14 protein-coding genes are annotated in these 13,522 nt (G+C 67.7%); 5 read left to right on the top strand and 9 right to left on the bottom strand.

The genetic code is table 11. From position 1 onward, the window contains the following. Positions 1-5: 5 nt before the first annotated feature. Entirely contained in the window at positions 6-1,343 is a 1,338-nt protein-coding gene (locus KIH31_RS12420) for an ABC transporter substrate-binding protein (protein ID WP_374224879.1), read from the bottom strand. Positions 1,344-1,547: 204 nt separating this feature from the next. Between KIH31_RS12420 and KIH31_RS12415 the strand changes: the two genes are divergently transcribed. The 4 genes from KIH31_RS12415 to KIH31_RS12400 all read left to right on the top strand — a co-directional run bounded on the left by KIH31_RS12415 (position 1,548) and on the right by KIH31_RS12400 (position 5,189). Continuing rightward, positions 1,548-2,570, top strand: coding sequence for a LacI family DNA-binding transcriptional regulator (locus tag KIH31_RS12415; protein WP_214427450.1), 1,023 nt, complete (start codon positions 1,548-1,550; stop codon positions 2,568-2,570). Positions 2,571-2,612: 42 nt separating this feature from the next. Continuing rightward, positions 2,613-3,473 (top strand): ammonia-dependent NAD(+) synthetase, encoded by an 861-nt coding sequence (nadE, locus tag KIH31_RS12410; RefSeq protein ID WP_214427449.1) that lies wholly within the window; start codon positions 2,613-2,615, stop codon positions 3,471-3,473. Positions 3,474-3,552: 79 nt separating this feature from the next. After that, positions 3,553-4,335 carry an exodeoxyribonuclease III gene (locus KIH31_RS12405; protein ID WP_214427448.1) on the top strand — a complete coding sequence of 261 codons (783 nt, stop codon included), beginning with the start codon at positions 3,553-3,555 and terminating at the stop codon, positions 4,333-4,335. A 5-nt stretch (positions 4,336-4,340) separates the two neighbouring features. Continuing rightward, on the top strand, positions 4,341-5,189 hold the full coding sequence (locus KIH31_RS12400; protein ID WP_214427447.1) for a hypothetical protein: 849 nt from the start codon (positions 4,341-4,343) through the stop codon (positions 5,187-5,189). 41 nt (positions 5,190-5,230) lie between these two features. On the opposite strand, the gene KIH31_RS12395 is transcribed toward KIH31_RS12400, so the two are convergent. From KIH31_RS12395 to KIH31_RS12375, 5 genes are all read right to left on the bottom strand, one after another. Then, positions 5,231-6,268: a LacI family DNA-binding transcriptional regulator gene (locus KIH31_RS12395; protein ID WP_214427446.1), complete on the bottom strand. Its 1,038-nt coding sequence runs from the start codon at positions 6,266-6,268 to the stop codon at positions 5,231-5,233. A gap of 63 nt (positions 6,269-6,331) precedes the next feature. Next, positions 6,332-6,511 carry a hypothetical protein gene (locus KIH31_RS12390; RefSeq protein WP_250545931.1) on the bottom strand — a complete coding sequence of 60 codons (180 nt, stop codon included), beginning with the start codon at positions 6,509-6,511 and terminating at the stop codon, positions 6,332-6,334. Positions 6,512-6,574: 63 nt separating this feature from the next. Next, the gene (locus KIH31_RS12385) at positions 6,575-7,453 is read right to left on the bottom strand and encodes a carbohydrate ABC transporter permease (protein WP_250545966.1); all 879 of its coding nucleotides are present in this window, start codon (positions 7,451-7,453) and stop codon (positions 6,575-6,577) included. A gap of 5 nt (positions 7,454-7,458) precedes the next feature. Then, positions 7,459-8,493: a carbohydrate ABC transporter permease gene (locus KIH31_RS12380; RefSeq protein WP_214427443.1), complete on the bottom strand. Its 1,035-nt coding sequence runs from the start codon at positions 8,491-8,493 to the stop codon at positions 7,459-7,461. Between the two features lie 101 nt (positions 8,494-8,594). Next, entirely contained in the window at positions 8,595-9,890 is a 1,296-nt protein-coding gene (locus tag KIH31_RS12375; RefSeq protein WP_214427442.1) for an ABC transporter substrate-binding protein, read from the bottom strand. Between the two features lie 268 nt (positions 9,891-10,158). Here KIH31_RS12375 and KIH31_RS12370 point away from each other — a divergent pair, with 268 nt between their 5' ends. Beyond that, positions 10,159-11,811, top strand: coding sequence for an alpha-amylase family glycosyl hydrolase (locus KIH31_RS12370; RefSeq protein WP_214427673.1), 1,653 nt, complete (start codon positions 10,159-10,161; stop codon positions 11,809-11,811). An 87-nt stretch (positions 11,812-11,898) separates the two neighbouring features. On the opposite strand, the gene KIH31_RS12365 is transcribed toward KIH31_RS12370, so the two are convergent. Genes KIH31_RS12365 through KIH31_RS12355 form a run of 3 tightly spaced genes read right to left on the bottom strand, consistent with a single transcriptional unit; the run spans position 11,899 to position 13,522 of the window. Further along, on the bottom strand, positions 11,899-12,507 hold the full coding sequence (locus KIH31_RS12365; protein ID WP_214427441.1) for a hypothetical protein: 609 nt from the start codon (positions 12,505-12,507) through the stop codon (positions 11,899-11,901). Further along, positions 12,504-13,124, bottom strand: a complete 621-nt coding sequence (locus tag KIH31_RS12360) for a DUF6286 domain-containing protein (protein ID WP_214427440.1) — start codon at positions 13,122-13,124, stop codon at positions 12,504-12,506. The genes KIH31_RS12365 and KIH31_RS12360 overlap by 4 nt, the downstream gene beginning before the upstream one ends. Next, complete coding sequence (locus KIH31_RS12355; RefSeq protein ID WP_250545965.1) at positions 13,121-13,522, bottom strand: hypothetical protein; 402 nt, start codon at positions 13,520-13,522, stop codon at positions 13,121-13,123. Before KIH31_RS12355 ends, KIH31_RS12360 begins: the two co-directional genes overlap by 4 nt.

Here is a 13,522-nt window from a genome sequence, read left to right as displayed (position 1 = left end):
ACTGGCTAGCCTTTGGAAGCCCGATCCAGGGACGCCTGGCTCTTCGCCTGTGCGTCCTTGATCCGCTGGTCCAGCGCGGATTCATCCACGCTGCCCCGGGACAGGTCCGGGATGGATTGGACCGTGACGTTCAGCAGGGCCAGCTGGGTGTCACCCCAGGCGCCGGTGAACGGGGTTGCCTTCGATTTCGCCGCGGCCTCGGCCATGGGCTTGAGCACCGGGTTGGTCAGGCTCTTCAGCGCCTCCGCGTTGGCCGGCAGGTCGCCGAAGATCTTCTGGTAGTTCAGCTGCTCGTCCTTGGAGGTGATCAGCTTGATGTACGAGAAGGCCAGGTCCTTTTGCTTGGAGTAGTCCGCCACGACGAGGTTGTCACCGGAAAGGATGCTGGCAGCGTTCGCGCCGTCACCCTTGGGCGCCGTCTCCCCCGGCGCCGTGGTCGGCATCAGCGCGTAGGCGAACTTGTTCGCCACCGATGACTTCTCCAGGGTGGGGATCGACGTCGCCGTCGTCATCAGCAGGTAGCCGGCTTTGCCCGCGGCGAAGGAGGCCACCGCGTTGGCGTTGCTCCAGCCCACGGACGCAGGGTTCACGATCTTGTCCTTTGTGAGCCAGCCGAAGTAGGTGTCGTAGGCCTTCTTCACGGTCGGGTCATCGAGCTTGGCCGTGGAGCCGTCGATGAGCGGATTCCCGTCCTGCACGGACATCGCCCAGATGAACTTCCAGGGGTCGAAGTTGTCCTTGTAGCCGGTGGCGAGGCCGTAGACGTCCCCCTTGGTCATCTTCTTCGCCTGCGCCGCGAGTTCATCCCAGGAGGTCGCGGGCTTCTCAATGCCGGCAGCGGACAGCAGGTCCTTGTTGTAGGCCATCACGAACGGGCGGCTGACGAACGGGATTCCTGCGAGGTGGTCCTTGTCGGGACCGGAGATGCCCAGTGCCGCGGGGTTGAAGCGGTCCTTGCCGCCCACCTTCTTCCAGTCGTCGTCGCTGAGGGTGACGAAGGCCTTCGTGGCGTAGGCGGTCGGCGTGAACGTGGTGCCCAGGCTGTAGACGTCGGGGCCCTGGCCGGAGACGACCGAGGTCTGGATCCGGGTCAGTTCGTCATTGGCGGAAGTGAAGGTCTCAAACTTCAGGTCCGCGCCCGTCTGGGCTTTGAACTTGGCGGCAATATCGCTCTGCCACTGCTTTTGCTGTTCCGGGTACTGCCCGTTGACGTTCACCAGGACGCTCAGGGTCTTGCCCTTGCCGTCCCCGCCGTCCGCGCCGCCGGACCCTCCGCAGGCACTCAGTGCCAGGGCCGCTGCGGCCAACGTTGCGATGACGCCAAGCTGCGCCGGCTTCCTCATCCTCATTCGTGTCTCCTCCTTGAGTCATCCTCCCCGCGGGCAGTGTGGTCTAGGTCACGCGGGCTGAGGTTATTGGCGAGTCTAGGACGGGCGAAAGTTGATCGGCAAGCGATTGCCAAATGTTGCCAAGAATGTTCAAATTGTTGCAGCACGCGGGCCCGGCAACGACCGGGAGCGGGCGGCTCAACGATCAGGAGAACGCCGATGACAGCCAACACCGCCTCATCCAATGGCAAGGTCCCCACCATCAAGGACGTGGCCGAGCTGGCCGGCGTGGCGACGTCGACAGTCTCCCGCGCCTTGTCCAATCCCGACCGGGTCAATGCCCGCACGCGGGCGCGGATCGAGGAGGTCGCAGCCCAGCTCAACTACATCCCCAGCACACAGGCCCGCGCCCTCAGCTCGGGCCGCACCGGCACCGTGGCGCTGCTCGTCCCCGACGTCACCAACCCGTTCTATTTCGACATCATCCGCGGCACGCAGTACCAGCTCAAGGCGGCCGGCTACACCCAGCTGCTGGTGGACACCGAGGAATCCGCCGACGTCGAAGCCGAAGCCCTGCAGAAGCTGCGGCGTTCCTGCGACGGCGTGGTGATGGTGGCCTCCCGCCTGAGCGATGAGCAGCTCGCCGCGGCCGCTGCCAGCCAGCCGCTGGTGACGATGAACCGCGGTGTCCCGAACGTCCCGACGGTCATCATCGATACTCCGGCGGCGATCGGACAGGCCCTGGATCATCTGGTCTCCCTCGGGCACCGGGAGGTCACGTATGTGGGCGGCCCCGCCGGATCCTGGTCCAACGCGCGCCGTTGGACCGCCTTCGAGCAGGCCAGCGAGGCCCTGGGACTGACCATCCACCGGGTGGGGCCCTTCCCGCCGAAGACCACGTCGGGTGCGGCCGCAGCGGATGCCACCCTGCATTCGGGCGCCACCGCCTGCATCGCGTACAACGACCTGCTGGCCATCGGCATGCTGCAGCGTTTCCGCGAACGCGGAGTGCGGGTGCCCGAGGACGTCAGCATCATCGGCTGCGACGACATCTTCGGCGCGGACTTCTGCAATCCGCCCCTGACCACCATGACCGCCCCGGTGGAACAGGCCGGCCGCGTCGCGATCTCCATGCTGCTGGGCCAGCTCAACCCGCTGTACGGGACCGGCAACCGCAAGCTCGCCGTCATGCCCACGCACCTGACGGTCAGGGGCTCCACCGGGCCAGCCCGCGTCGGCTGAAATCCCGCTTGCCGTGCGGCGGCCGGTAGTACTGTGGTGCCTATGCGCGAACTACAGGCCAAGATCATTTCGGAGCTCGGCGCGAAGCCGGTCATTAAACCTGCCGCCGAGATCCGCCGCAGGGTGGATTTCCTCAAGGATTATCTGCGTGCCACCGGCTCCAAGGGCCTGGTCCTGGGCATCAGCGGCGGCCAGGATTCCTCGCTGGCCGGCCGCCTGTGCCAGCTCGCGGTGGAGGAGCTCGCCGCGGAGGGAACGGAGGCCGAGTTCGTGGCCGTGCGGCTCCCTTACAGCGTGCAGCGGGACGAAGAGGACGCCCAGCTGGCGCTGCAGTTCATCCAGCCCCGCACGACATGGACGTTCAACATCCAGGCGCCGGTGGACGGCTTTGAGAAGGAATACCTCGACACCACGGGCGAGGAGATCACCGACTTCAACAAGGGCAACGTCAAGGCGCGCTCGCGCATGATCGCCCAGTACGCCCTGGCGGGCCAGCGCGGCTACCTCGTCGTCGGCACGGACCATGCCGCGGAAGCGATCACCGGGTTCTTTACCAAGTTCGGCGACGGCGGTGCGGACATCCTGCCACTGTCCGGCCTGACCAAGCGGCAGGGCAAGGCCCTGCTGGCCGAACTGGACGCCCCGCGCCGGTTGTACGAAAAGGCCCCGACGGCGGACCTGCTGGACAACAACCCGGGCCAGACCGACGAGGACAACCTGGGCCTGCGCTATGAGGTCATCGACGACTTCCTCGAGGGCAAGGACATCGACCCGGACGCTGCCGACGCGATCGAAACCCGGTACCTGGCCACCCGGCACAAGCGGTCGCTGCCGGTGTCCCCGGAGGACACGTGGTGGCAGGACAGCACGGAAGAGACCTCGGCCGGCGCCTGGACTGCCTGAGTCGCGGCCGCCTGAAGACGGCCGGGGCTCCGCACGCCATGCAGCCCGGGCCCGCTCCGAGTTGGGTAACGTGGAGCCTGTGAAGATTGCTACCTGGAATGTGAACTCCATCCGCGCCCGGGCGGACCGCGTCGAGGCGTGGCTGCAGCGTACCGACGTGGACGTGCTGGCCATCCAGGAGACCAAGACCAAGGATGAATCCTTTCCCTGGGAGCTGTTCGAGAAGAACGGCTACGAGGTGGCCCATTTCGGCCTGGACCAGTGGAACGGCGTCGCCATCGCCTCCCGCGTCGGCCTGGAGGACGTGGAACGCACCTTCGTGAAGCAGCCGCCCTTCAAGGAGGTCGCCGAAGCGCGCGCGATCGCGGCGACCTGCGGCGGCGTGCGGATCTGGAGCCTTTACGTGCCCAACGGCCGCGAACTGGGCGACCCGCACATGCAGTACAAGCTGGAGTGGCTCGACGTGCTCCGGGAGCATGCCGCTTCCCTGCTTGATGCCGACCCCGGGGCGCAGGTGGCCCTGATGGGCGACTGGAACGTCGCACCCGAGGACCACGACGTGTGGGACATGGCCTTCTTCGAAGGCAAGACGCACGTCAGCGGACCTGAGCGCGCCGCGTTCCGCGCGTTCCTTGACGCCGGCTTCGTCGACGTCGTCCGGCCCTTCGCGCCGGGTCCCGGCGTTTACACCTACTGGGACTACACCCAGCTGCGCTTCCCGAAGAAGCAGGGCATGCGGATCGACTTCGTGCTGGCCTCCCCGGCCCTGGCCGGGCGCGTCACCGGCGCGGCCATCGACCGCGAGGAGCGCAAGGGCAAGGGTGCCTCGGACCACGCCCCCGTCATCGTGGATTTGGACTGACCACGATGACCGGTGCGTTGTACACGGGGGCGGTGGGACTTCCTTTCGTCTCGACCCTCCGTGTCTACGAGCCGCTGGAAGCCTTCTCCGAAACAGACCAGGCCGCCCTGCTGGCCGAGGCGCACGGCACCCCGGACCGCGAGGAGCTCGAGCGGCGCGAACTCGCCGGGTCCCTGGGGCGGATCACCCGGTCGGGCCAGGACCCGTTCCCGACCGGGAGCACCGAAGGTGTCCGGACGCTGCGGATGTCCCCCAACGCGCCGCTGCTGTTCTGCCCGAACCAGCTGGTGCTGCGGGCAGGAATGGCAGCCGATTCGCTCAGCGAGAACGTTGCCGGCCCCCTCGCCGACCTCCTCATCCCGGAAAGCAGCAAGGAGGAGCACCGCGAACGGGTGCAGCGGCTGGTGGGCGCCGCCACGGACAAGCGGATCCATTCCCGCAGCTCCACCTGGGGCATCCCCTTCAGCTGGTTCGTCCTCGTCCATGAGACGGACCGCACGGAAGTGCTGGAGGTGGACGGCCGCGTGGCGACTGTGCGCGTCAGCGTCCCCGTGCAGGAGGCGCTGGAAAGGGCCCGCTTCGTGATCGCCAGCCTTGCCTTGGCGGCACCGGAGCTGGACATGCTTGACGACGTGACCCAGCTGACCGAGTGGCTCGAACTCTTCCATCCCGGGTCCGTGGTCGAGCTGGACTACGGGGCGGTGGCGGATAAGGTCTTCCCCGATGAATCGCCGATGGATGTGCGGCTCGGGGTGGAGTGCCTCACCGAGGGGGACATGACCGGCGCGGCGGCGGCGTACCGGCGGCTGGCGTCGCGGTGGATTCCGATCCGCCAGCTGGCCCGTGCCTCCTAGGCCCATCGGCTTCGGCCGGCGCCCGGAAGTCCTTGCGCCGGCTAGCTGGCGGTGACGAACATGCGCCGCGGGGACAGCTTGGCCGTGCTCTCGCGGACAATCAGCTCGTGCGGCGCCAGCACGGACTGGACGGCGCCCGTGTGGCCGTCCAGTTCGTCGAGGAGCATCTTGGTGCCCAGCTGCGCCTGGCTGGTCGGGTCCTGTCCCACCGTGGTCAGCCCCGCGGCGTCGGCGAATTCGTGGTCGTCAATGCCGATCACTGAGAGGTCCTCCGGGATGCGGACACCGAGCCGCCGGGCCTCGAAAATGATGCCCAGGGCCATCTCGTCCGAGGCGCAGAAGATGGCGGTGGGTTTGGGACCCGGCGTGTGCCAGAGCTTCACCAGCGCCTGCTGGCCCGCCCGCAGCGTGAAGTTCCCGTACAGGTCCCAGTCAGGGTTCACGCTCAGGCCGGCCGCATGCATCGCATCGGCGAAGGCCTGGGCGCGGACTTTCGGCACTTCGAAGTTCAGCGCCGAGTCGTCCTCGCCGTGCAGCAGCGCGATGTCGCGATGGCCAAGGCTGATCAGGTGGTTGGTGGCGGCGGTCGCCACCGCGTAGTCGTCGACGCCGATGCTCGGGCAGCCGCGCACCGGCCCCCCGACAGCGACCAGAGGGATGTCCACCCGATGGAGGTTGTCGATCTCCTTCTCGGTCAAAGCCATGCACAGCACGAGCAGCGCGTCGATCTGCTTGTGCACCATGGTCTTGCTGAACAGCCTCTCCCTGCTGCCGGTCTGGCCGCCGAGGTTGAACAGCGAGAGGTTGTAGCCGCGCGAGTGCAGCTCCCGGTTGGCCCCCTCGATTGCCGCCGCGAAGAACCAGCGGTTCACGTACGGAGCCAGCACGCCGACAGTGCTCGTCTTCCCCGTCGCCAGCCCGGAGGCCGACGACGACGCCACGTAGCCCAGGTCCTCCGCCACGGCCAGAATTCGCCGACGGGTGGCTTCGGACACGCGGGGAAGCCCTCGCACGGCCCGCGAAACGGTAGCAGTTGACACGCCCGCGGCCGCAGCGACATCGTCGATGCTCACTGCCACTTGGGAACTCCCTTTCCGCTTTTCGTCCTGCCGTTCGGGCCCGAACCTACTACTGGCCTTCCTTCACCGCCGCCCCGCCCTCCGCGGCGGCAGTGTCCGGCGGAGCCGGATCAGGCCCCACAGCGCCAGCAGCAGGACAAGCAACAGGAGGGCCCAGCCGATCGCCGGCTGGCCGGTGAATTCAGCCACCAGCGTCACCACCAGCAGCACCGCTGCCCAGAACCCGAGGAATCCGATCAGCATGTCGAAATCCTGGGCGCTCCGCAGGAGCTTCCGGCCCGGGTCCTCCTGTCGCACGCGCCTGCCCTACTTCACGCCGCCGGCGGTGAGGCCAGCAACGATCTTGCGCTGGAAGATCAGCACCATGATCACAAGGGGGATCGTGACGATGGTCGCTGCCGCCATGACCGTGGTGTACGGCTCCTGGTGCGGCTGTGCCCCGGCGAAGGAAGCAATCGCGACCGTCACCGGCTGGGTTGCGTCCGAGGAGAGCTGGCTGGCCAGGAGGAATTCGTTCCACGAGGAGATGAACGCCAGGATCGCGGTCGTGAACACCGCAGGCGCGGCCAACGGCATGATCACCTTGCGGAAGGCCTCGCCCTGGGTGCACCCGTCAATGCGGGCTGCCTCTTCCAGTTCCCACGGCATCTCCCGGAAGAAGGAGGTAAGGGTGTAAACCGTCAGCGGCAGGACGAAGGAGATGTTCGGGATGATCAGTGCCTGGTAGGTGCCGATCCAGCCGATGTTGGTGAAGAGCTGGAACAGCGGGGTCACCAGCGCAACGCCCGGGAACATCGAGGCACCGAGGATGACGCCGAGCACGAGGAACTTCCCCGGGAAGTTCAGCCGTGCCAGCGCGTACGCGGCGAACACACCGAAAAGCAGCGCAATCAGGGTCACGCACACGCCGATGAAGAGGCTGTTGCCCAAGGCCCGTGCGAAGTGGTTGCCCAGGTTCGTGGAGAATGCCGTGGCGAAGTTGTCCAGCGTGACGTGGGTGAAAAACGGCGTCGGGTCGAACGTGTAGCCGACGTCGCGGAACGCCGTCACCACCATCCAGTAGGCGGGGGCGAAGCACCAGATGACGATGACGACGGCGCTGATGTAGGTCCGCGCCAGGGCCCAGTCGAAGGGCTTCTTGCGGACCTCGTTCGGCGCCGCGTTGCCGGTGCGGGGGGCTGTCATGGTGCTCATTTGGCCTTCGCCTTTCCGCTTGTGCCGCTGCTGGTCTGGACCGCGTTGGCGCCGAGGAACCTGACAAATATGAAGGCGACGATGAAGATGACCAGGAAGGTGATGGTCGACAACGCCGCCGCGCTATTGAACCCTTGCCGCACCTGGTCAACGACGAGGATGGAGAGGGTGGTCGTGTTGTTGGCGCCGCCGGTGAGAATGTACGGAAGGTCGAACATGCGCAGCGCGTCGAGGACGCGGAACAGGACCGCCACCATCAGTGCCGGCTTGACCAGCGGAAGCGTGATCTGCGTGAAGCGCTGCCAGGTGCTGGCGCCGTCGACCTTGGCTGCCTCGTAGACCTCTTCGGGAATCAGCTGCAGGCCGGCGAGGATCAGCAGGGCCATGAACGGTGTCGTTTTCCACACGTCGGAGATGATGACCGCCCACTTGGCGGGCCACTCGCTGCCGGTCCACAGGATCTGCGTGCCGAAGAGCTTGTTGGCGATGCCGTCGAAGGCGAAGATGAAGAACCACAGCTTGGCTGTGACGGCCGTGGGGATGGCCCAGGGCACCAGTACGGCGGCGCGCAGCAGGCCGCGGCCGCGGAAAGTACGGGCCATGATCAGTGCCATCCAGAACCCGATGAGGGTTTCCAGCAGCACTGTCACAGCGGTGAAGAAGAACGTGGTGCCCATGGCGTTCCAGAACTGGGCGCCGAGCGTGCCCGGAGCACAAGCAACGGTGCCTCCCCCGGCGCCGCACTGCTGCAGCAGCCAGTGCGTGTAGTTGGCCAGCCCCGCGGGGCCGCCCTCGACAAAAAGACCGCTGGCCGGGTCGAGCCCGGAGTCCTTCTGGAAGGACATGATGACGCCGCGCACGATCGGGTACCCGATCACAATCGCGAGCATGATGAGGCTCGGGGCGATCAGGGTGGCGCCCCAGCGCCCCTGGGTGACGGCCTTGCGGTCGGCACTCTCGCCTTTGGGAAGATGATGTTCAGGCTTGGGACTTGTGGTCTGGCCGGGAAGCGCCTTCGCTTCGGTAGACATGTCCCCTCCTTTCAGTGCGGGACCGGTCCCGCCCTTCTTCGGTTGGTCGAAGCGGGCGGGGCGCCCGGGTGGACGCCCCGCCCGCTGGCCCGCAGTAGCGGCTACTGGCCGCTGCTGGCGGAGTCGATGGCCTTGGCCATGTCGGAGAGCGCAGCATCAACGCTCTTTTCACCCTTGATGGCGGAGTAGGCGTTGTCCTGCACCGCCTTGGTCACTGCCGGGTAGAACGGGGTGACCGGGCGGGGCACCGCGTTCTCGATCGAGGTCAGCAGCACCGGCAGGTACGGGAGCTTGCCGACCAGTTCCTTGTCCGAGTAGAGGTCCTTGAGCACCGGAGCCAGTGAGCCCTGGGTGGCGTAGAACTTCTCGGTTTCAGCGCTGGTCATGAACTTCATGAAGTCCAGGGCCGTTGCCTTGTGCTTGGAGTACACGCTCATGGCGACGTTGTGACCGCCCAGCGAGGAGGCGCCGGGGCCGTCCTTGCCGGGAAGCGGGGCGATGCCGAAGCTGTCCTTGACCTTGGACGAACCGTCCGTCTTGGCGAGGTTGTACACGTAAGGCCAGTTGCGCAGGAACAGCAGCTTGCCGTCCTCGAACGCCTGGCGGCCCTGCTCCTCCTGGTAGGTGATGGCTTCCTTCGGGATGTTGCCGTTGGAGTACGCCGTGACCAGGTTCTGCAGGCCGGCCTTGGCCTCGGGCGAGTTGACGGCAGCCTTGCCGGAGTCGTCGACGATCTTGCCGCCGGCGGTGTTGATCGCCTCGGCCGCGTTGACCGTCAGGCCCTCGTACTTGGCGAACTGGCCCGCGTAGCAGGACATGTTCTTCTGCTTTGCGATGGAGCACATGTTCATCATGTCGTTCCACGTCTTCGGCGGGGTCGGGACCAGGTCCTTGCGGTAGTACAGCAGGCCGCCGTCGGAGGTCTGCGGAGCCGCGTACAGGGTGTCCTTGTACGTTGCCGTCTTCACGGTGGCCGGAAGCATGGCCGAGGTGTCGATGGCCGTCTTGTCCTTCAGCGGCTGGAGCCAGCCCTTGGCCGCGAACTCGGCGGTCCACACCACGTCGACGTCAACGACGTCGTAGTTGGCGTTCTTCGCCTGGAAGTTCTGCACCAAGTCGTCGTGCTGCTGGTCGGCCTGGTCGGACTGCTCCTTGAAGGTGACCTGCTCGTTCGGATGCGAGGCATTCCATTTGGCGATCAGCGGACGGACAACGTTGCTGTTGTCCTTGCCCTGCACGTAGGTGATAGGGCCGCGGGCGTCAAGGTTGGCGGTCGCGTCTGAGCCGCCTCCGCCGCCGCCGGACGTGGTCGACCCGCCGCCACCACAGGCGGACAGGGCCAGGGCCAGGATTCCGATGGCTGCCGCGGGGGCGAGCTTTCTTGCTGGGTTCTTCATTCTCAATGGCTCCTCGTTGAGACTCACGCACTTTGGCAAGGCGGTTGAGTGATGGGCATCACTCTAGTAACGTGTTGGCACACAATGCAAGCGCTTACGCACAAGAGTTACCGCAGCGTTGCATAAGGTACCCGCCGAAAGGATTTTCGTGTCTTCTACTGTCCAGGCTCCGGTGCGGGCCTCCTCCGAAAGCGCCCGCCAGTGGTGGGCCAGCGCAGTGATCTACCAGATCTATCCGCGCTCATTCGCTGACGGCAACCACGACGGCATGGGGGACCTGAAAGGTGTGACCGGCAGGCTGCCGTATCTGGCGAAGCTCGGCGTGGACGCCATCTGGCTCTCGCCGTTCTACCGCTCCCCGCAGGCGGACGCGGGCTACGACGTCGCCGATTACCGCGACGTCGACCCCCTCTTCGGCACCCTCGCGGACTTTGACGAGATGCTCCAGAAAGCCCACGCCGCGGGCCTGAAGGTCATCGTGGACCTGGTGCCGAACCACACCTCGGACGAGCACGTCTGGTTCCAGGAGGCCCTGGCCGCCGCCCCGGGCTCGGCCGCACGCGCACGCTACATGTTCCGCGAGGGCAAGGGTGAGGACGGATCACTGCCCCCGAACAACTGGCAGTCCATCTTCGGCGGCCCGGCCTGGACCCGCGTGCCCGACGGCCAGTGGTACCTGCACCTGTTCGACACGAAGCAGCCGGACCTGAACTGGGAGAACGAGGAAGTCTGGGCCGAGATGCGTTCGGTGCTGCGCTTTTGGCTGGACCGGGGCGTGGACGGATTCCGCGTGGACGTGGCGCACGGGCTGGTCAAGGACCCGGCACTGCCGGACTGGACCGGGCAGGCCGCGATGGTCGAAGGCCAGGACGCCGCTCCCCACGCGGCGACCGCCGAGGCGGCCAATGCGCCGGAAGCGCTGCCGTCCCAGGAGGCCGGGCACGTCAGCAAGCCGGCACTGGACCCGCCGTCGCCGTTCTTCGACCAGGACGGGGTGCACGAGGTGTACCGGGACTGGCACAAGGTGCTCGCCGAGTACGGGCCGGACCGCATGATGGTCGCCGAGGCGTGGGTCGAGCCCGCCGAGCGGCTTGTCCGTTATATCCGCCCGGACGAGATGCAGCAGGCCTTCAACTTCGACTTCCTGCTCGCCGGCTGGGACGCGCGGCAGATGGCGAAGGTGATCGCCGACTCACTGGAAGCGTCTGCCAGCGTGGGCGCACCGACGACGTGGGTGCTTTCCAACCACGACACGGTCCGCCACCCGTCACGCTTCGGCCTGGCCGACCCGACGACTTTCCCCAAGGGCATCGCCCTCGAGGATGAGCAGCCGGACGAGGCCCTCGGCCTGGCCCGGGCCCGGGCTGCAACCCTGGTGGCGCTGGCTCTTCCCGGCTCGGCTTACGTTTACCAGGGCGAGGAGCTCGGCCTGCCCGAGCACACCACGCTTGACGCGGAGTTCCGCCAGGATCCGACGTTCTTCCGCACCAAGGGCGTGGAGCGGGGCCGCGACGGCTGCCGCGTCCCCCTGCCCTGGATCTCCGAGGCGCCGCAGTTCGGCTTCAGCGGTCCGACGGCGGACGCCCCGGCGGCCTGGCTCCCCCAGCCGGAAAGCTACCGCCGGCTCGCCGCCGACGTGCAGGAGGGGGTCGCCGGTTCGACCCTGGAGCTGTACCGGACGGCGATTGCCGCGCGCCGGGAACACGCCCTCGGCACCGGCAGCTTGAGCTGGCCGGAGCTGAACGACCCGGACGCCGGGCTGCTCGCCTTCAGCAACGGACAGGTGCTGGTGCTGGCCAACATGGGCCGTGACCGCGCCGCGCTTCCCGACGGCTACGACGTGCTCGTGGCCAGCAGCCCGGAGGCCGTGCAGGACGGTTCGCTGACGCCCAACAGCGCAGTCTGGCTCGTCCAGGCCTAACGGTAACCCCGCCGAACGGCCAGTCGTGGCGGCCTCCGCTCCGCGGAAGCCGCCACGACTGGCCGTTCGCACATGACTGAGGGGTTCTTAGCGGACGCGCTCGGCGCGGCCCAGTTTGCTTCGGGTGCCGGCACCGATGCTGATCAGCACCGGGGTCCGGACCCCCAGCGCGGCGTCGAGCGCTTCGACCAGTTCCGAGACATCGGCGGCAAGCGCCTGCGGCGACACGCCCTGACGAGGCAGGAGCCGGATCTTCAGCCCTGTCCGGCCCTGCACCTCGTAGGTCTGCACCGAGGAGCTCACCAAGTCGGTGCGCTCGGCCAGGGCCGCCTTGAGCGCCTGTTCGGCGAGGGCTCCGCTGATCACCACTTTGCCGGCCACCTCGCGTGCCTCGAACGATGCGGCCAGCACGTCCGCGCGGCCCTTGCCCTGGTTCGCCACCCAGGCCACCATCAGCACGATCACCAAAACCAGGACGGCGGCGGCGGCGAACCACAGCCAGCTGCCCCCTCCCGGCGCCTGGGTGCGGGCCAGGGCGTCATCGACCGCAGCCAGCAGCGAAGCCGTCCGGGCCTGCCACCACGGCCCTGCGGCGGGCACTGCGGCCAGGACGATCGCCAGCACGCCCGAGACCAGCAGCGCCAGTCCGATGACGGCGAGCAGGACCCGGTTGAGCAGCCGAGGGGTTCCGTTCATGCTCCCACCACCCCCGCGGTGGTCACGTTGATGTGCACGGCCGGCAGCGGCGCCGGCGCCATGTCCGCCAGTTCCGCTTCGACCGCCGCCCGGACCTGCTCCACATTGACGGGCATCCCGGAGGTCGGCCGGATGTTGACGACGGCGCTGCGCTGGGACACCACGACCATCACCTGCTCCTGGGTGACCTGGGCGGCGTACCGGGCGCGTCGGGCGAGCGCTGAGGCAATCACCTCGTCATCGACGACGACGGCGGCCCGCCGGTCAGACAGAACGTGCCGGGCGCGGCGGCCGGGGAGCACTGCGTTGAGCAGGAACACCAGGCCGGCCATGGCGAGGACGGCGCCCGCGGCCCCGAGCAGCAACCGGTCGGCACCCTCGGGAAACCGGGCGACGGCGTGCAGCACTGATTGCGGGTCCAGCAGCCATGCGGGCTGGTCGATGCCCGCCAGGATCACTTCCAGCAACGCCCAGACGGCCACGACGATCACCAGCAGGGCTGCGATCACAGCGGCCGGGGCACGGGAGGACCGGGTCTCCCGGCTCAGGATCCTCCCGGTCGCGGCCCGCTCCGGGTCCGGGGCCGCGGTCCCTTTCCGCGCTTCGGCAGCGGTCATCGGACCCGGCCTCCCTCGCTGACGCGGGCGCCGGTGAGCCGGATATCCACCCGGCTGATGTGCGCCCCGCTCAAAGCGGTGACCCGGCGGAGGATTCCGGCCTTCGCGGCCACCGCGCGTTCAAGCACGGACCCGCCCTGCCGTTGCAGGCGGCCGGGATCCCGCAGGACGTCAGCCAGCCGCGGGATGGTTACCGGGGTGCCGACCGCGAGGGCCAGGTCTCCGCCGTCGTCGGACCAGAAGACGCGCACCTCCTGGGCTGGCACGCCCAGGGCTTCCGCCGTCGCCGCCTGGGCGAGGCTGGTCAGGGCCTGGGTGCTGATGCGGTTGTGTCCGGCGAGGGCCGCGACGGCAGGCGCCGCCCCGGCGACGCCTGCCCCGTCCCCCTGGATCGGCAG

Origin of the sequence: Paenarthrobacter sp. DKR-5 (assembly GCF_018531425.1) — a bacterium.
In the GTDB taxonomy this organism is placed as follows: Bacteria; Actinomycetota; Actinomycetes; order Actinomycetales; family Micrococcaceae; genus DKR-5.
The sequence above is the reverse complement of the archived record's forward strand: the minus strand, read 5'-3'. Positions and strand labels throughout refer to the sequence as shown.